We start from the raw sequence: 18,994 nt of genomic DNA, 5'->3' as shown, positions 1-18,994 counted from the left end.
TTTTACTACTTTATTATTAAAATTATTTATTAAAATTAGTAATCAATAATTTTTTATTTTTTATTTTAATATCTAAATAAATAGAATTTAATTTCTTATTCGTTTTTACATATAATTTTAAAAATTCCCATTAATAATTTTAAAATAAAAAAGTATGACAAATATTTGTCATACTTTTTCTAATTTAATTCTGCTACTTTTAAACGTGCTAGAGCTTTTGCTAAAGCTATCTGAGCTCTTTTTACATCATAGTTCGTATCAGAGGTTAATCTTTCTTCTGCTCTTTGTTTTGCACGTTCCGCACGGTCCTTATCAATAATATCAGCTAATTCAGCAGTTTGAACTATAATGGTAACTTCTTTGCCATGACATTCTGCAACACCTTCACTTACTGCAAAATAGATATTTTTATTTTTATCGTCTACAACTTTTAAAGTGCCTATTTTTAATGTTGTAACTGTTGGTTCATGTTTTGCCATAATGCCCATACTACCATTATGTGTTTCTATTGTAACCATTCTGATATTCTGCTCATTATAAACTTCTCCATGAGGGGTAGCTATTGTTACTTTCATAGTATTCATATATATCTCCTATTTTATACTTCAACTCCAAGTTTACTAGCTTTTTCCAATACGTCTTTTATTCCTCCAACTAAACGGAAACAGTCTTCTGGAATATTGTCATATTTACCATCAAGTATATCTCTAAATGCTTCTACCGATTCTGATACGGGTACGTATGAGCCAGGTTGCCCTGTAAATTGTTCAGCAACATGGAAATTTTGTGATAGGAAGAATTGAATACGTCTTGCTCTTTCAACTGTTTTCTTATCTTCATCACTTAATTCATCCATACCTAGTATTGCAATAATATCTTGTAGCTCACGATATTTTTGTAGTGTTCTTTGTACTCTTGTAGCAACATTGTAGTGGTCTTCTCCTACTATTTCTGGAGAAAGTGCTCTTGATGTAGAAGCAAGAGGGTCAACAGCTGGATAAATACCCATTTCTGTTAAGGCACGCTCTAAGTTTGTTGTTGCGTCCAAGTGAGCAAATGTTGTTGCTGGTGCTGGGTCAGTATAGTCATCTGCTGGCACATAAATTGCTTGAATAGATGTAACCGAACCTTTTTTTGTTGATGTAATACGTTCTTGTAATCTACCCATTTCAGTTGCTAATGTTGGTTGATAACCAACGGCTGACGGCATACGTCCTAGCAAGGCAGAAACTTCTGAACCTGCTTGAGTAAAACGGAAGATATTATCAATGAATAATAACACGTCTTGCCCTTCTTCATCTCGGAAATGCTCTGCCATTGTTAGTCCTGTTAATGCAACACGCATACGTGCTCCAGGTGGTTCGTTCATCTGACCAAAAACCATGGCAGTTTTATTGATAACTCCTGAGTCGCTCATTTCATAGTAAAGGTCGTTCCCTTCACGAGTTCGCTCTCCAACTCCTGTGAATACAGAAATACCCCCATGTTGTTGTGCAACGTTGTTAATAAGTTCCTGAATTAAAACTGTTTTTCCTACTCCAGCTCCACCGAATAAACCTATTTTCCCACCCTTGATGTAAGGCGCTAACAAGTCTATTACTTTGATACCTGTTTCTAATACTTCTACTTGTGTTGATAAATCTTCAAAAGTAGGTGCTTCTCTATGAATAGCATCTTTTTTAATTTCTGCTCCAGCAGCTTCTTTATTATCAACTGGTTCCCCTAGTACGTTAAATACACGTCCAAGCGTGAAATTTCCTACTGGCACTGATATAGGAGCACCAGTATCAAAAACTTCAGCCCCCCTACTAAGTCCATCTGTTGATGCCATAGCTATAGTTCTTACTGCATTATCCCCTATGTGTAGAGATACTTCAAGAACTAATTTTTCTTTATTTCTATCGCCCTTATCAATATACACTTCAAGTGCGTTTAATAAATCAGGCATTTGCCCTGCTTCAAACTGTACGTCTACTACAGGTCCCGTAACTTGGAGAATATAACCTTTGTTCATTATGTTCTTTGCTACTTATGGTAGCTTCTCCTTTCATCATTTTTTAAATTATTGAGTGGCAGCTGCACCGGCAACAATTTCTGTTATTTCTTGTGTAATAGCTGCTTGACGTGCACGATTATATTTAATAGATAGTGTATCAATAATAGCTTGAGCATTGTCTGTTGAATTTTTCATAGCAGTTTTACGCGCTGAATGTTCACTTGCTTTACTATCTAAAATACTTCCATAAATCATACTTTCAGCATATTGAGGTAATAAGACACTTAAAACTCCAGAAGGATTAGGCTCGAAATTATACATACCTAAAACTGTTTCTTTAGAGTCCGTACTCATTAACTCATCTTTATTTTCTATTGGTAATACTTGTGTTTCTGTAACTTCTTGAGAAATCATACTTATAAAGTGGTTGTAATGAAGATAAATTTTATCATATTTTTTATCTTCATAGTAACCAACAACCTTACTCGTAATTTCTTTAACCTGAGAAAAACTCGGTTCGTCGGGTAAATCTCTATAGAAATCTATAAGTGGAAAAGCATTTTTTCTAAAAAATTCTGTCCCGTAATTTCCGATAGATACTATACCGTATTCGTCATTGCTAGCATGTCTACTTGTTACAGTATTTACAAGATTTCTTATTATATTAGAATTAAATCCTCCACATAAACCACTATCGCTAGTGATAACTACATATAATGTTTTCTTAACCTCTCTTTTTACTAACATTGGATGTTTCAAAGTCTTGTTATTAGAAAAGATTGTAGCCATTACTTCTTGTATTTTTTTCATATAAGGGGTAAATCTAACTGCATTAGATTGTGCCTTCATTAATTTAGAAGTAGATACCATTTCCATAGCCTTAGTGATGTGGCTTGTTTTTTTAGTAGAGTTTATTTTATTTTTTATATCTCTAAGTGATGCCAACTAATTCACCGCCTTTTCTAATTACATTTTAAGAGAAAGTTTTTTTAAATGCTTCTATGACTGAATTCATAACTTCTGCTTCTGGTAAATCCTTAGTTTCTTGAATATATTTTATCGCTTCATTAGGATTAGCATCTAAGTAAGAATATAATTCTTGTTCAAATCTATGAATATCTTTTACTGCAACATCATCTAAATAGCCCTTAGTCAAAGCATAAAGTATCATAACTTGTTTTTCTACTGGAATTGGTTTATGTAAATCTTGTTTTAATACCTCAACTGTTCTTTGTCCTCTATCAAGTTTTGCTCTTGTTGCAGGGTCTAAATCTGAACCAAATTGCGCAAAACTTTCTAACTCTCTATAAGAGGCTAGGTCAAGACGTAAGGTACCAGACACTTTTTTCATAGCCTTAATTTGTGCAGAACCACCAACTCGTGATACTGATAACCCAGCATTAATAGCTGGTCTTACTCCAGAGAAGAATAGGTCTGACTGCAAGAATATTTGTCCGTCTGTTATTGAAATAACGTTTGTTGGTACATAAGCCGAAATATCTCCTGCTTGAGTTTCAACAAATGGTAGAGCTGTTATAGAGCCCCCACCAAAATCTTCATTAACACGGGCTGCTCTTTCTAATAAACGACTATGCAAGTAGAATACATCGCCTGGATATGCTTCACGTCCTGGTGGTCGTTTAAGTAATAATGAAAGCTCACGATAAGCGGCCGCTTGTTTAGACAAGTCGTCATAAACTATAACTACATCTTTACCGTTAAACATAAATTCTTCTGCCATAGCTACCCCTGCATAAGGTGCTATATAAAGAAGAGGTGCTGGTTGTGAAGATGATGCTGTTACTACAATCGTATATTCCATAGCACCATGTGCTTTTAATGTTTCAACAACACTACGAACAGTAGATTCTTTTTGACCAATAGCTACATAGATACAAATCATATTTTGTCCTTTTTGAGCAAGAATTGAATCTATTGCAACAGATGTTTTACCTGTTTGTCTATCTCCAATTATAAGTTCGCGTTGCCCACGTCCGATTGGTACTAGTGAATCTATGGCTTTAATACCTGTTTGAAAAGGAACAGATACTGATTTACGTCCCATTACCCCTACCGCTGGTGATTCTATTGGACGACGTTTGGTAGTTTTAATAGCTCCACGTCCATCAACTGACTGCCCTAGTGGATTTACTACACGTCCGATCAGTTCTTCTCCTACGGGTACATCCATAACACGACCAGTCCTACGTACTTTATCACCTTCAACAATATTTTTTGTAGAACCTAAAATAACTATACCTACATTAGTTTCCTCTAAATTTTGAGCTAGTCCCATTACTCCTGTTTTAGGAAATTCTACCAGCTCTCCGCTCATAATTTCATTAAGACCATACACACGAGCTATACCGTCTCCAACTTCTATTACTGTTCCGACATCTGTTGACTTTAATTCAAACTGATAATCTTCTATTTGAGATTTAAGTAGTACACTAATCTCTTCAGCTTTAATAGCCATCTATGTCCCTCCTTAATTTTTTATACTAAATGTTAGCCATTTTTCTTTGAATATCCTTAATTCTTGTCTTAATTGTGGAGTCTATTACTTTACCCTTGTAAGATATCTTTAGTCCTCCAATTAAACTTTCATCAATAACATTATCTATTTCTACTTTATTAACATTTAGTTTCCCCTTAATAGTATCAGCTAATTTAGTTAGTTCTTCAGAATTTAGTTTATAAACAGATTCTACTTTTACAAAAGTTGTATTGTTGAATACATTACTTATTTCTGTATAAACTTCTACTACATCTCCTATTAAAGTTATTTGTAAATTATTTGCCAAAATTTTTATAACATTCACAACGTATTTATTAACACCACTAAATGCTTTATCAATTATTTGACATTTTTGTTCTTTACTTATATTAGGGTTATTCATCAAAGTAATGAAGCTATTTTCTTCTAAAATAGCTTTTGAGCATTGTTTTAAATCATTATCAACTATTGATAATGTGTTGTTTGCTTTAGCAATGTTAAATAGTGTTTTTCCTATTTTAGCAGCTAAAATCGATTTACTCATTACTTATTCCCTACCTCTCTTATAATTTTATCTACAAGTACACTTTGAGCATTAGCATCTAATTCTTTTTCAATAATTTTTGATGCTACCAATACAGATAATTCTACTATTTGCTTGCTTATTTCATCTAGTGCTTTGTTCTTCTCGTCTTCGATGTCTCGTCTAGCATTTTCTTTTATTAGTTCTGCGTGTTCTTTTGCATCATTTAGAATTGTGCGTTTTTCAAGTTTAGACTGTTCGCGAGCTTTTTCCATCATATCTTTGATTTCAGCTTGTGCATTGGCTAAGTTTTCTTGATTTTTTTTTAATAATTCTAAAGATTCTTTTTGGTTTCTTTCAGCTTCGTCAAGTTGATTATTTACTAAAGCTTGACGTTCATCAAGCATATTTAGTAGTTTACTCCAAGCAAATTTATAAAGTGCCCAAAAAAGAATTAATCCTGCAATTACGTTTACTATTATATTTGCTATATTAAAACCTTGTTGAGAAGAATGTTCTGTAGCTAAAAATATTAATTGTCCCATATTTAACATCCTCCTATCTTAGTATTCTGGTAGTTATCTATTATTTATATATAAGTATAAACGCCACTACGATACTAAGAATTGGGAAACCCTCTACTAAGGCGAACATCATTAATGCACTAGATTTGAATTTTGGTTCTAGCTCTGGTTGACGTGCTGATGATTCCATATATTTTCCAAATAAAAATCCATTGCCAATACCTGCTCCTAAAGCAGCTAAACCTGCCGCTATTCCTGCTCCTAATAATCCCATAATTAATTTTTAACCTCCGTAAATTTTTGTATAATAATTATGTTTTTAGTGTTCATCTGAAACTTTATGTGAAATGTAGGTATACACCATTGTTGTAAATATATATGCTTGGATAAAACCTATAAATAGTGAGAAGCCTTTCCATATTACAAGCCCGATAATTCCTGGTATGAAGTATAAAACTCCGCCGATAGTAGCTAGGGAAACTAGCATACCTAATAGAACTTCACCTGCGAATATGTTACCAAACAAACGCATTGATAGAGTAAGTATATTTACAAACTCTTCTATAATTTTGAAGGGTGTTAGCCATACACCGTTCGAAGCAAAAGTACCCAAGTAAAACTTAGCACCCTTGTTTTTATAACTATAATAATGAGTGAACAATATCATGATACCTGCCAACGTAAAAGTAAAAGTTGGATCTGCTGTAACAGAGTTTATATATAATACATCATCATAGCTAATTTCTAATAAAACTCCAATGGTATTAGCAACTACTAATAATGTTACTAAACTTAACCCCATAGCCCATAAATTTTTTCCATACTTAGCCCAAGATATATTTTCTGAAATAACTTTTCTTATTAAGTCTGCAATTATTTCAATCATATTTTGCCGTTTACTATCTGGTCTTAATTCTACTCTCTTTGTGAAAAACATAACCATAAAAAATGTTATCAAACAAGTTAAAATAGTACCTATGGCACTAGGTATATTTAAAGTAATATCAGTACCAAATAATTTCGTGATGAGATAAGTTTGCTCATGCATTTAATCTCTCGCCTCTCTTTTTAGAAATTAGTTTTGTATATCATCTACTGTCTTAACATATTAGACGTACAGTTTACATTATATTATTTTTTAATTTATGTTTCAAGTAATTTTAGTTTTAAAATACCCATTAAAACAATTTTAATATTTTACTTAGTTCCAAATATTCTATCTCCCGCATCACCAAGTCCTGGAACAATATAGCCATGATCGTTCAAATGACTATCTAAGCCTGCAATAAAAATTTCAATTTCAGGATGAGCATTTTTTAGTGCTTCTACGCCTTCTGGTGCTGCTATTAAACACATAAATTTAATATCAGTAACCCCTCTTTGTTTTAAAGAGTTTATCGCCGCTATGGCAGAACCTCCAGTTGCTAACATTGGGTCGACTACTATAAATTGTCTTTTTTCTGGTTCGTTAGGTATCTTTACAAAATATTCGTGTGGTTGCAAAGTTTCCGGATCTCTATACAAACCAACATGCCCAACTCTTGCAGATGGAATTAAAGCCATTAACCCATCTACCATTCCTAAACCTGCTCTTAAAATTGGAACAAAAACTATTTTTTTTCCTGACAATCTTTTGCAAGTTGTAGTTTCCACAGGTGTCGTAACTGTTACTTCTTCCAATGGTAAATCCCTAGTTAATTCATAGCCCATTAACATACCAACTTCATTAGTTAGTTGTCTAAAGTCTTTAGAACTTGTCTCTATATCTCTAATGAATGATAGTTTATGCTGAATTAAGGGATGATCAAATACATGTACCTTTGACATATTCTATACTCCTTTAAAATAATTGTTATAAAATAATTTTACTCTAATTTTTAATATTTAACAAGTTATTTCAGAATAGATGATCATAATAAAATTTAAAAATAAATTTTTGATATTTCATTTCAAATAAATTTATTTTAAATTTGATTTGATAACTATTTATTGTATTTTTTTTTTATTTGTGTATAATTATATACATTAAATTTTAAAAATGATTTCAAAATTATTTTTTATTATTTTTTACTTTGATAAAGAAAAAATATATTTTCGACAAAAGGAGGTTAATAATGACCTTTAAACATTTATTTGGAATGTTTTTAATTTTTTTAGTTAGTTATATAGCTATACCTATCTTAATACTTAGTTATACTACGAATAATTTAGACAAAGCAGCCTTTGCTATTATGCTTATTTTAGCATTTTTATCTTTTGCTCTAAATTTATTTTTCACATACAGGCTAGGCAAGGAAATACAAATACCTTTTTTATCTGCCATGTGTAGTGCAGGCTTATTTTTTATTTATAATAATTCTGTTATTGTAGTATTTCTTATAATTTTTATACTTTCTTTTGCTGGATATTTTATAGGTGCATTAGTTACTAAGGAGGACTAGTTATGAATAAAAAGTTTGAAAAATTTAGATTGCTTTTCTTATTTTCTATTTACTTATTTTTTTATTTTTTTCCTATGCTAACAAATCCGTTTGTTCCTGCTAATATTATAGAAATAATTGTGATTTTGTCATTAGCACTTCTAGGATTTTTAGTAATATATTCTCTTATAATAAATCAGAATATTAATAGGCAAACTGTCAGCAATGTTCAAAGTGGAATTTTTATTTTTATGATAATTCTACTGGTATTTAATCCTTTTGGTTTTGCTAAAAATTATAATTTTTATATTCCTCGAATAATTTGTATAGTCATAATACTTGTTTGGCTTCTTGCAACTATGTACCTAGCTAAAAAATTTAATGTGAATAAGGCAGTTCCTTTAATTATATTTGTACCGTCCTTAATTCAGGCTATACTTATGAGTATAAGTGTAACTGCAAAAATATATTTAGCCTTTCCTTACTTAACGGCAATAATAACTATTATAGGAATATTTTGGTATAGAAATTATGAATCAAGAAAATAAAATTATAAAATCAGCAGGAATAATTATTAGAGATAGAAAACTTTTAGCCCTAAAAAAGAAAAATAATGCTAGTCATTTTATTTTGCCAGGTGGAAAATTAGAAGTTGATGAAACAAAAGAAGAAGCTCTTATCAGAGAGTTAAAAGAAGAATTGAATATTAGTGTAGATGAAAATAGTATAAGATTTTTAACAACAATAAATTCAACAGCTCAGTTTGAAAATATACCTATCACATCTTATATTTTTATGGTGGACTATAAATATGATTTTGCAATAGCAAATGAAATATCTTCTTATGAGTGGATAGATATTTATAAGCCTGATAAAAGTAAGTTGACACCAACATTAATTGAAGTTATTAAATGTTTAAAAATAACTGGCTACACTAAATAATTATAAAATACTTAGGAGGTATCTATGATACAAGCAGATAATATTTGGATTTTGTGGGCTATAATTTTATTTATAGCCGCATTTAGTATATATTTAGAAGATAAGTTTACATGGGCAAAAAAAATCACCGGTGCTATTATTGCTATGATAATAGCTGCGACACTAGGTAATTTAAAAATAATTCCTACAGAATCTGAAGTTTATGACAGTATTTGGTCTTATGTAATTCCATTAGCCATACCCATGTTACTTTTTCAATGTGATATTAAACAAATTTGGAAAGAAAGTGGTCGCATGACCATAATATTTTTAATTTCTTCTCTAGGTACAATATTAGGAGCTATGTTAGGTTACATATTACTACATAACCACATACCAGTTTTAAATCATATAGCAGGTATGATGACAGCTTCATACATAGGAGGTAGTGTGAATTTTGTTGCTGTAACAACAGCCTTTAACACTCCATCTGATTTGGTATCAGCCGTTACAGTTAGCGACTATTTAATTACAGTTATATACTTCTTTATATTAATCGCTATACCTAGTTCTAAATTTTTTCAAAAACATTTTAAGTCAACCTACAATCACCAAAATCAAAATGAAATAAAAAAAGAAGAAAAAAATCTTAACACTTCAGTCAGAGATATTGCCTTTTCTTTTGCAAGCTCTGCTGTGATAGTGGCTTTAAGTTTTACCCTATCAGAGCATTTAGTAAAGCTAGGAGAAAATCCTATCATGCAATTTATTTCAAATAAATATTTAATCTTGGCTACAATAACCGTGATTTTAACAAGTGCTTTCCCGAAATTTTTCCAAAGTATAAAATCAAGTAATGAACTTGGAACATTTTTAATCTACATCTTTTTTGTAGTAATCGGTATTCCTGCTTCTATTACTTCTATATTAGAAAAATCACCATTGATAGTAGTATTTTGTGCAATAATAGTTCTTGTTAATATGGTAGTTACTTTTATTGGTGCAAAAATTTTTAATTTCACTGTTGAAGAAGCTATCATAGCTTCAAATGCAAATATTGGTGGACCTACTACCGCTGTGGCCATGGCAATATCTAAGAGCTGGCATAAATTTGTTGCTCCTGCCATGCTAGTAGGAACTCTCGGTTACATCATAGGAACCTACTTCGGTCTGCTTTTAGGTCAATACTTAGGATAAATTATATTCAAAAGAGAATTTTTAGTAATAGAAATTCTCTTTTTTATTTTTATGTCTTAATGATATTAACTATCATTGGCTGGTAAAGAAAAAATTAACTTGTATGATGTAAAGAGGAGGAATAATTATGAACACACTAACAACAAATTTTCATCATACTAAACATTATAAAAATCAAATTAAATCTTAAAAAACTATTTACATAAGTATTATAATAACTCTTGCTTTTGCCTTATTAGAATTATTTGGAGGTATTATATCTAATTCTCTAGCCCTAATCGGAGATTCTTTTCACATGCTTTCTGACGTTTTAGCCTTGGGAGCAAGTGCTATTGCCATATATTTTTCAGCAAAAAAGCCAACAGATAATTTTACATTCGGCTATCTGCGTTTAGAAGTTATCACAGCATTTGTCAACGGCTTAGTCCTTATCGCCATTTCTTTTTACATGATAATCGAGGGTATTTTGTCTATTATTTATCCTCGTGAAATAGAATTAAAAACTATGCTAGGAATTTCTATAATCGTTTTGATATTCAATATAAGGATAACTTTGGTATTGCATAAAAGTCTTAAAGAAGAAAATAATTTGAATGTGCAAAGTGCAATTTGGCATTTTATCGGAGATTTAATAAATTCTATCGGCCTTATTATTTCAGCTATTATTATCTATTTTACAGGCTACAAAATAGTTGATGTTATTATGAGTATTTTTATAAGTTTTGTCCTTTTTAAAGGGGGCTATAAAATTACCAAAAAAGCATTTTTAATATTAATGGATTATTCTAATATTAATATCAAGGATATTGGTAATGATATCTTAAATATTTCTGGTGTGGATAATGTTCACGAAAGTCACCTGTGGAATACCAATGACGAAGAAAAAACAATAACAATGCATGCCCTTATTAATTCTAATGAAATAAATTACAGAGCAGCCAATCAAAAAATAAAAAATATTCTTAAAGATAAATATAGTATAGAACATAGCTTTATTGATATTCACGAAAATTGTAAAAATCATGTATAATCATTAAAAAATAAAAAATTAATTTCTAAATTTTGACAAAAAATCTTAAGAGGGCTATACTTAATATAGATTATTATTAATAAGGAGTTTATATGTTAGAAAATAAAGATGATTTAAAGAAAAGAATTGGCGAGTTAGCCTACGAAGTTACACAAAACTCTGCGACAGAAAGAGCATTTTCTGGGAAATATGATAACTTTTTTGAAAAGGGTATTTATGTCGATGTCGTGAGTGGTGAAGTCTTATTCTCTTCACTTGATAAATTTAATTCTGGTTGTGGCTGGCCTGCCTTTTCTAAACCCATAGAAAACAAGATGGTTACAAATCACGCAGATTTTTCTTACGGTATGCACAGGGTAGAAGTACGCAGTAAAGAAGCCAACTCTCATTTGGGACATGTCTTTAGTGATGGGCCACTTGATAAGGGCGGACTTAGATACTGTATAAATTCTGCAGCCTTGAAATTTATAGCCTATGAAAAATTAGATGAAGAAGGCTACTCTAAATGGAAAGAAATTTTTGAAGAAAAATAAAAATACCTTGTCTTTTGTCAAGGTATTTTTATTTGTTAATAAATGTTGATAACAAATATTTATTTTGGATTTCAGCTATTTATTAATATATGTGAATAAAAAATTAATAAAAATATTTGTTTAGAATTTCATATCTTTACTAATGTCTGTCGCTAAAAAGGAATAAAAATATCTGCTTGAAATTTCTACTCTTTATTAATATATGTTGCTAAAAATATTCATTTGAAATTTCAGCTTTTTATTAATAGATGTAGGTAAGAAAGTAATAAAAAATATTTAGTGCAGATTTTTCTTAGCCACACTAAATATTATATATTTTTTATGAAATTTTAATTCTCAAAAAATTTTTAATGTTCTTAAAGATTATTTCTCCATTTAACTAACTCTTCTTTGTCTTCTTCTTTGATGTAGCCTTGCTTACTCGCTTCTTCTATCAACAAGTCATAGTTAGTTATTGTGAAATATTTTACATTTGCTTCTTTAAATGCTGCTAGAGCCTTAGGTAAATTATAACTATAAATTGCTACTACTCCTAAAACCTCACAACCTATTTCTTCTAATGCTTTTACTACATTTATTGATGATAGTCCAGTAGAAATTAAATCTTCTACTACAACCACCTTATCATTTTTTTTCACTAAACCTTCAATTTGGTTAGTTTTTCCATGTTTTTTCTTAGAGTCTCGAACATAAGACATTGGCAAATCTAGTAGCTCACTAACCCATGCTGCGTGAGGTATACCAGCCGTAGCTGTTCCTGCTACAACCGTAACTTCTGAAAAGTTTTCTTTGATAAGTTGAGCTAAGCCATTAGCTATATTGCGACGAACATTCGGATAAGACATAGTCAGCCTATTATCACAGTATATGGGTGATTTAATTCCTGATGTCCAAGTAAAATAGTCGTGGGGTCTTAGTTCCACTGCCTTGATTTCTAATAAATTTTTTGCTACTTCTTGAGCAAGATTCTTAGTCATTATATTATCTCCTTCTTAATTTTTTAAAACTATTTACAAAATTTATTGCCCTAAAAATTCTTTCTTAAATTTTTTATAAGCAGCTACCGGGTCTTCTGATTGTGTTATGGGGCGACCTACTACTATATGTGTAGAACCCATTTCTCTTGCACGCTTGGGTGTCGCAATTCTTTTTTGGTCGCCGTCCTCATCAGTTGCAAGGCGAATACCTGGTGTTACTTTTAAAAATTTTTCCTTAGTAACCTCTTTTATTTTACTAACTTCAAGAACAGATGATACCACACCATCAAGCCTTGCTTTTTCTGCCAGTTTTGCATAATTCAAAACACTTGCTTCTAAACTTTTTTCTATCAGCTGTTCTTTTTTCATATTTTCTTTTGATGTTGATGTTAATTGTGTAATTGCAATTACCCTTGTCTTGAAACTTCCACCAATAAGCATACCTTTTTTAGCAGCTTCTAACATTTCTTGTCCACCAGCAGCATGCACTGTTAAAATATCAACAGAAAATTTTGCTAGCCCCTTGCTTGCTCCGTAAACTGTATTGGGTATGTCATGAAGTTTTAAATCTAAAAATATTTTATGCCCTCTTTTTTTGATTTCTTCTAAAACTCTAGGTCCATTTTGCAAATACAATTCCATTCCTACCTTAACAAATGGTTTTTCATCTTGAAACTTATCCAAAAAATCTAGGCTTTCTTCTAATGTTGGAAAATCTAATGCTATTATTACATCATTTTTCATAATTTTCTCCTCAATAATCTATATTATTCTCAATCAAATAATCTTTATAAGATTTGTAGTCGTCCTTACTTTAAAAAATCAAACCAAGCCTTATAATAAATTCTACATTTAATTATACAATTTACATGTTTTTTCTAATTTTTTAATATTTTTAAAAAGTTAGCTAAAAGATTTATAATTTCTAATTTTACCTCTTTAGGTGCAGTATAATTTCTATCTAAAATTAGCCAGATAATTCGTATAGAAATCTATATTATTTAACAAACTCTCGCATTTTACTTTCAACACTTGCAAATAATTTTCTTTTTAAAAATTTATCGGTAAAATCATAACATTATACATTTTTTACAAAAATTTGTGCGTAATCTAATAAATAATTATTTTTTATTGCCTATTAAAAATTTTAATGCTGTTATCTAAAATTGTATATATATTTTTAATATTTGAAAAGCTATAATAAACTAGGAAAATATTGAACTTTATCAATACTTACTTCTTCTTGATAACTCTCTAATTATATTTTTATTAAGTAAACATGACTTGGATTTTTACAATTTCTAAATATTCTTTAAATATTCTTTTATCTAAAGGCTCTTCCCTGTAAATCTAAAATGTGATTTACTCCTAATTCATCAAGAACTTGAGGTAATTTTTCTATTATTTTTGGACATACATAGGGGTCGGTGAAATTTGCAGTTCCGACTGCCACAGCTGAAGCTCCAGCTGAAATAAAGTCTATAACATCCCATTCATTCATAATTCCACCCATACCAATAATTGGAATTTTTACAGCCTGTGCAACTTGGTAGACCATACGAATGGCTACTGGTTTTATAGCAGGACCTGACAAACCACCAGTTAAATTTGCTATAATTGGTTTGCCTGTTTTTTTATCCAATCTCATACCAACTAGAGTGTTTATCATAGTTATTCCATCAGCTCCACCTTCTTCAACTGCTTTTGCCATTGCTACAATATCAGCTACATTGGGAGAAAGTTTTACATAAACTGGCACACTTGATACTGCTTTTACTTTTTTCGTTAGATTTTTTGCAGTTTCCGGGTCTGTTCCAAATTGTATTCCGCCATGTTTTACATTGGGACAAGAAATATTAAGTTCCAAGGCTTTGACATTAGGAGATTTTGAAATATGTTTTGCTACATAAACATAATCATCTATCTCACTTCCAGCGACATTGGCAATAATAGGAACATCATATTTTTCTAATTGTGGTAATTTCTCTTCTATTATCCTGTGAACTCCTGGATTTTGAAGCCCAATAGCATTTAGCATTCCACTCGAAGTTTCTGCAATTCTTGGCGTTGGATTGCCATTTCTTTTTTCTTTTGTCGCTGCCTTTATCATGATTGCACCTAATTTTGATAAATCATAAAAATTTGCATATTCTATTCCAAAAGCAAAGCAGCCCGAAGCGGGAATAATTGGATTTTTTAGGTCAAGTCCCGGTATTTCTACTCTTAATCTATCATTCATAATAACCTCCTAAAATATAACTTGCTCAGCCTTGAAAACAGGTCCGTCATAACAAACTCTAGCCGTATCATCAAATTCTGTTTTGCAGACACAGGCATAGCATGCACCAACTCCACACGCCATTCTCTCTTCTAAAGAAATATAACCTTCCTTATCAGGATTTAAATTTTTTAAGGCATTTAACATTTGCAGCGGTCCGCAACTATAATACTTGTCATACTGTAAATTATATTTTTTAATAAGATCAGTTACAAAACCTTTTTCGCCATAACTTCCATCTGCTGTTGCTACATAAGTATTACCCAATTTTTTAAATTCTTCTTCATAAAAAACATCACCTTGATTATTAAAGCCTAGTATGTGGATAGTATTTATTCCTGCTGCCCTAAATTTTTTTGCAAGTTCATAAAGGGGTGGTACTCCGATGCCACCTCCAACAAGCAGAGCAGTCTGACCTTTTTTTAAACTTGATATATCATATCCATTACCGAGAGGTCCAAGTATATCAACCACATCTCCTTTTTTCATTTGAGAAATAATTTTTGTTCCAGCACCTTCTGCACGATAAATCATCACAAAAGTATTCTGCTCCTTATTAATTTCACATATAGAAATTGGACGTCTTAACAAGTATTCATTTGAATTATTTATCCTAATATTTACAAATTGCCCTGCTTGGTTCATATTTTTTACTATATCTCCCTGCAAGGTTATTTTAAAAATATTATGAGCAATATTTTTATTCTCGATAACTTTTGTTAATTCTACTTGCATTTTTTCCTCCTATGATTTTTAATTTTAAAATCAAATAATAAGTAGCTATATAAAATATTATACTTAAGTTAAAAATATTTTTTTTTATTTTAAAAATTTATATAAATAATTTTTTTATTTTTTAAATTTGTAAATAAATTATTTGTATAATATTTTATATTTACTTAGTTTATATTTTTAAACTTCTGCTATTGTAAAACTCATTGATTCTAAGACACTGATTAAAGCATTAGCCGTATCTAGTGAAGTTAAACAAATAACATCTTGCTCACTTGCTGCCCTTCTTATTTTAAAGCCATCACTCGTGCTACGTTTTTCTTTTGATGTTGTATTTATTATCACATCTATCTTGCCACCATAAATTGCATCAAGTACCGTATTTTCATTTTCTGTTATCTTGTTTACTCTTTCTATTCTCAAGCCATGTTCAGATAAATAATCTGCTGTTCCTTTTGTTGCGACTATATTATAGCCTATATCTGCAAAACGTTTTGCTAATTTTAACGCTTCTGGTTTAGCATCTTTACTTACTGTAAATAAAACATTACCACTATCTTTTATCTTAATTCCAGCTGCAACCAAACCTTTGTATAAAGATTTTTCTAAAGTTTTATCAACACCCATTACTTCTCCAGTTGATTTCATCTCTGGTCCTAATGTTGTATCAACATCTTTTAATTTTTGGAAACTAAATACGGGAACTTTTGTATATATTTTTTCCGCTTCTTTAACAAGTCCAGTAGTGTAGCCCTTATCTGATAATTTTTCTCCTAAGACTGCCTGCATAGCAAGTTTTGCCATAGGAACATTTGTTATTTTACTCAAGAATGGAACTGTACGAGAACTTCTTGGATTTACTTCTAATACAAAAACTTCACCTTTGCTAATAACATATTGAATATTTAAAAGTCCTACAATATTTAATCCTTTTGCCAAACGAATTGTATAATCAATTAGTGTATTTATTTCTTCTTTGTTTAAACTTTGTGGTGGATAAACTGCTATTGAATCTCCAGAGTGAACTCCTGCTCTTTCGATATGTTCCATTATTCCTGGTATAACGACTGTTTGTCCATCGCATATTGCATCTACTTCTATTTCTTTTCCGACCAAGTATCTATCGACAAGAACTGGATGTTCTGGCGAAACTTTTACAGCATTTTGCATGTAATGGCGTAACTCTTCTTCTTTATATACAATTTCCATAGCTCGTCCTCCAAGCACATAAGAAGGACGAACTAAAACAGGATAGCCTATTTCTTTTCCATGTTGTACCGCTTCTTCTGTTGTGAATGCAGTTTTTCCTAAAGGCTGTGGAATTTCTAATTTGCGTAATAGGTGTTCAAACTTATCACGATTTTCTGCATTATCTATTTCTTCTAGGGGCGTTCCTAAAATTTTAACTCCTTTTTTAGCTAAACTGTCTGCTAAATTTATGGCAGTTTGTCCACCAAATTGCACAACAACTCCCATAGGTTTTTCATGTTCAATAATTTCCATTACATCTTCTGTTGTTAATGGTTCAAAATATAATTTATCAGAAATAGAAAAATCAGTTGAAACTGTTTCTGGATTATTATTAATAATTATTGCTTCATAACCTGATTCTTTAATAGCCATTACCGTATGAACAGTTGCATAGTCAAACTCTACACCCTGACCAATTCTTATTGGACCAGAACCAAGAACAATAACTTTTTTCTTATCACTAACTATTGATTCTTGTTCAAATTCATAAGTTGAATAGAAATATGGTGTTGATGATGTAAATTCTGCCGCACAAGTATCAACCATTTTAAACACTGGTTTTATATTTTTATCTTTACGCAAATTATAAATTTCTTCTTCCGTCATATTCCATCTATGAGCAATTACCTTGTCTGAAAATCCATAACGTTTAGCGTAAAGTAATAAGTCTATATCCTTAGAATTATTTTTTAATTCATGTTCAATATTTATAATATTTTGCATTTTATCCAAGAAAAACATATCGATTTTTGTTAAATCATGTATTTCTTTAGTGCTTACTCCCCTTCTTAATGCTTCTCCTATAAAGAATAATCTTTCATCTCCAGCTTGCTTGATACGTTTCATTATGTAGTCAAGTTCAAAATCATCTCCATTAGGTAAACCTAAATGATGAACTCCATACTCTAATGAACGAATAGCTTTTAGTAAAGATTCTTCATAGGTTCTACCCATTGCCATAACTTCACCAGTGGCCTTCATCTGAGTTCCTAATTTTCTGTCTGCATGCTCAAATTTATCGAATGGGAAACGTGGAATTTTACTTACTACATAATCAAGTGCCGGTTCAAAACAAGCGTAAGAAACTTTCGTAACTGGATTTATAATTTCATCAAGAGTTAAACCTACTGCAATTTTTGCTGCAATTTTTGCTATTGGGTAACCAGTAGCTTTAGACGCAAGAGCCGAAGAACGAGACACCCTAGGATTTACTTCGATAATATAATACTTAAATGATTCTGGGTCAAGAGCTAATTGAACATTACAACCACCTTCAATTTTTAAGGCTCTAATTATTTTTAATGAAACATCTCTTAGCATGTGATATTCTCTATCCGTTAAAGTTTGTGATGGAGCTACCACAATAGAATCTCCTGTATGTATTCCTACTGGGTCAATATTTTCCATATTACACACTACAATAGCTGTGTCGTTAGAATCACGCATTACTTCATATTCTATTTCTTTGTAACCAGCAATAGATTTTTCTAGTAGACACTGATTTACAGGTGAATAGTGCAATCCATTTCCTACTATCTCTTCTAATTCTTTTGGATTATGGCAAATTCCTCCACCTGTTCCACCCATTGTAAAGGCTGGACGAACGATTACTGGATAACCAATTTTTTCTACAAACTTATAAGCCTGCTCCAAATTATTAATAATTTCTGATTCAGGAACTGGCTCATCTAGTTCATACATTAAATCTCTAAATAATTCCCTGTCTTCTGCTTGCTCGATAGAAGATAATTTTGTTCCTAGCAATTCTACATTATAAGTTTTTAATACTCCTCTTTTGTGCAACTCAACTGCCATATTAAGACCTACCTGTCCTCCTAAAGTTGGCAATAAGGCATCTGGTCTTTCTTTATGAATAATTTTTGTAATAAATTCTGGAGTAAGGGGTTCTATATAAACCTTGTCTGCTATTTCTTTATCTGTCATTATGGTAGCAGGATTTGAATTTACCAAAATTACCTTGTAGCCCTCTTCTTTAAGAGATAGGCAGGCTTGTGTTCCTGCATAATCAAATTCTGCTGCTTGTCCAATTATGATTGGACCTGAACCTATTACTAGAATAGTTTTTATATCTGTTCTTTTTGGCATTTTTCTTCT

General features: G+C 31.0%; 19 protein-coding genes and 1 pseudogene. 6 read left to right on the top strand and 14 right to left on the bottom strand.

The genetic code is table 11. The features are described from left to right. Nucleotides 1-179 precede the first annotated feature (179 nt). From KMP11_RS01070 to upp, 9 genes are all read right to left on the bottom strand, one after another. On the bottom strand, nt 180-584 hold the full coding sequence (locus KMP11_RS01070; protein WP_215756087.1) for a F0F1 ATP synthase subunit epsilon: 405 nt from the start codon (nt 582-584) through the stop codon (nt 180-182). A gap of 14 nt (nt 585-598) precedes the next feature. Continuing rightward, entirely contained in the window at nt 599-2,014 is a 1,416-nt protein-coding gene (gene atpD / locus KMP11_RS01065; protein WP_216279961.1) for a F0F1 ATP synthase subunit beta, read from the bottom strand. Nucleotides 2,015-2,062: 48 nt separating this feature from the next. Next, the gene (gene atpG / locus KMP11_RS01060) at nt 2,063-2,941 is read right to left on the bottom strand and encodes an ATP synthase F1 subunit gamma (RefSeq protein ID WP_215756089.1); all 879 of its coding nucleotides are present in this window, start codon (nt 2,939-2,941) and stop codon (nt 2,063-2,065) included. A gap of 28 nt (nt 2,942-2,969) precedes the next feature. Continuing rightward, entirely contained in the window at nt 2,970-4,472 is a 1,503-nt protein-coding gene (gene atpA / locus KMP11_RS01055; protein WP_215756090.1) for a F0F1 ATP synthase subunit alpha, read from the bottom strand. Nucleotides 4,473-4,497: 25 nt separating this feature from the next. Further along, nucleotides 4,498-5,037 carry an ATP synthase F1 subunit delta gene (gene atpH, locus KMP11_RS01050; RefSeq protein WP_215756091.1) on the bottom strand — a complete coding sequence of 180 codons (540 nt, stop codon included), beginning with the start codon at nt 5,035-5,037 and terminating at the stop codon, nt 4,498-4,500. Then, nucleotides 5,037-5,561, bottom strand: coding sequence for a F0F1 ATP synthase subunit B (gene atpF, locus KMP11_RS01045; protein WP_215756092.1), 525 nt, complete (start codon nt 5,559-5,561; stop codon nt 5,037-5,039). Before atpF ends, atpH begins: the two co-directional genes overlap by 1 nt. Before the next feature lie 40 nt (nt 5,562-5,601). Then, nucleotides 5,602-5,814: a F0F1 ATP synthase subunit C gene (gene atpE, locus KMP11_RS01040; RefSeq protein WP_215756093.1), complete on the bottom strand. Its 213-nt coding sequence runs from the start codon at nt 5,812-5,814 to the stop codon at nt 5,602-5,604. 45 nt (nt 5,815-5,859) lie between these two features. Beyond that, complete coding sequence (gene atpB, locus KMP11_RS01035) at nt 5,860-6,588, bottom strand: F0F1 ATP synthase subunit A (protein ID WP_215756094.1); 729 nt, start codon at nt 6,586-6,588, stop codon at nt 5,860-5,862. A 149-nt stretch (nt 6,589-6,737) separates the two neighbouring features. Further along, nucleotides 6,738-7,367 carry a uracil phosphoribosyltransferase gene (upp, locus tag KMP11_RS01030; protein ID WP_215756095.1) on the bottom strand — a complete coding sequence of 210 codons (630 nt, stop codon included), beginning with the start codon at nt 7,365-7,367 and terminating at the stop codon, nt 6,738-6,740. Nucleotides 7,368-7,654: 287 nt separating this feature from the next. On the opposite strand from upp, the gene KMP11_RS01025 reads away from it, so the two are divergent. The 6 genes and pseudogenes from KMP11_RS01025 to msrB all read left to right on the top strand — a co-directional run bounded on the left by KMP11_RS01025 (nt 7,655) and on the right by msrB (nt 11,641). Continuing rightward, nucleotides 7,655-7,981 carry a hypothetical protein gene (locus KMP11_RS01025; protein WP_215756096.1) on the top strand — a complete coding sequence of 109 codons (327 nt, stop codon included), beginning with the start codon at nt 7,655-7,657 and terminating at the stop codon, nt 7,979-7,981. Nucleotides 7,982-7,983: 2 nt separating this feature from the next. Further along, on the top strand, nt 7,984-8,508 hold the full coding sequence (locus KMP11_RS01020) for a hypothetical protein (protein WP_215756097.1): 525 nt from the start codon (nt 7,984-7,986) through the stop codon (nt 8,506-8,508). Next, a complete protein-coding gene (locus KMP11_RS01015; RefSeq protein ID WP_215756098.1) occupies nt 8,492-8,902 on the top strand; it encodes an NUDIX hydrolase in 411 nt (136 codons plus the stop codon). Before KMP11_RS01020 ends, KMP11_RS01015 begins: the two co-directional genes overlap by 17 nt. A gap of 24 nt (nt 8,903-8,926) precedes the next feature. Next, complete coding sequence (locus tag KMP11_RS01010) at nt 8,927-10,078, top strand: DUF819 family protein (RefSeq protein WP_215756099.1); 1,152 nt, start codon at nt 8,927-8,929, stop codon at nt 10,076-10,078. A gap of 127 nt (nt 10,079-10,205) precedes the next feature. Further along, a pseudogene (locus KMP11_RS01005) lies at nt 10,206-11,108 on the top strand (cation diffusion facilitator family transporter). Between the two features lie 92 nt (nt 11,109-11,200). Further along, nucleotides 11,201-11,641 (top strand): peptide-methionine (R)-S-oxide reductase MsrB, encoded by a 441-nt coding sequence (msrB, locus tag KMP11_RS01000; protein ID WP_215756100.1) that lies wholly within the window; start codon nt 11,201-11,203, stop codon nt 11,639-11,641. Between the two features lie 356 nt (nt 11,642-11,997). Here msrB and pyrE read toward each other — a convergent pair whose 3' ends face one another. The 5 genes from pyrE to carB form a co-directional block, all read right to left on the bottom strand. Next, the gene (gene pyrE, locus KMP11_RS00995; RefSeq protein WP_215756101.1) at nt 11,998-12,618 is read right to left on the bottom strand and encodes an orotate phosphoribosyltransferase; all 621 of its coding nucleotides are present in this window, start codon (nt 12,616-12,618) and stop codon (nt 11,998-12,000) included. A 42-nt stretch (nt 12,619-12,660) separates the two neighbouring features. Continuing rightward, the gene (pyrF, locus tag KMP11_RS00990; protein ID WP_215756102.1) at nt 12,661-13,362 is read right to left on the bottom strand and encodes an orotidine-5'-phosphate decarboxylase; all 702 of its coding nucleotides are present in this window, start codon (nt 13,360-13,362) and stop codon (nt 12,661-12,663) included. Between the two features lie 580 nt (nt 13,363-13,942). Then, nucleotides 13,943-14,857: a dihydroorotate dehydrogenase gene (locus tag KMP11_RS00985; protein ID WP_215756103.1), complete on the bottom strand. Its 915-nt coding sequence runs from the start codon at nt 14,855-14,857 to the stop codon at nt 13,943-13,945. A 9-nt stretch (nt 14,858-14,866) separates the two neighbouring features. Then, a complete protein-coding gene (locus KMP11_RS00980) occupies nt 14,867-15,631 on the bottom strand; it encodes a dihydroorotate dehydrogenase electron transfer subunit (protein WP_215756104.1) in 765 nt (254 codons plus the stop codon). 177 nt (nt 15,632-15,808) lie between these two features. Beyond that, the gene (gene carB, locus KMP11_RS00975) at nt 15,809-18,985 is read right to left on the bottom strand and encodes a carbamoyl-phosphate synthase large subunit (protein ID WP_216279960.1); all 3,177 of its coding nucleotides are present in this window, start codon (nt 18,983-18,985) and stop codon (nt 15,809-15,811) included. Nucleotides 18,986-18,994: the final 9 nt, after the last annotated feature.

Source organism: Gemella sp. zg-570 (assembly GCF_018866345.1).
In the GTDB taxonomy this organism is placed as follows: domain Bacteria; phylum Bacillota; class Bacilli; order Staphylococcales; family Gemellaceae; genus Gemelliphila.
Note: the sequence above shows the minus strand (reverse complement) of the source record. Positions and strands in the feature narration are given on the sequence as shown.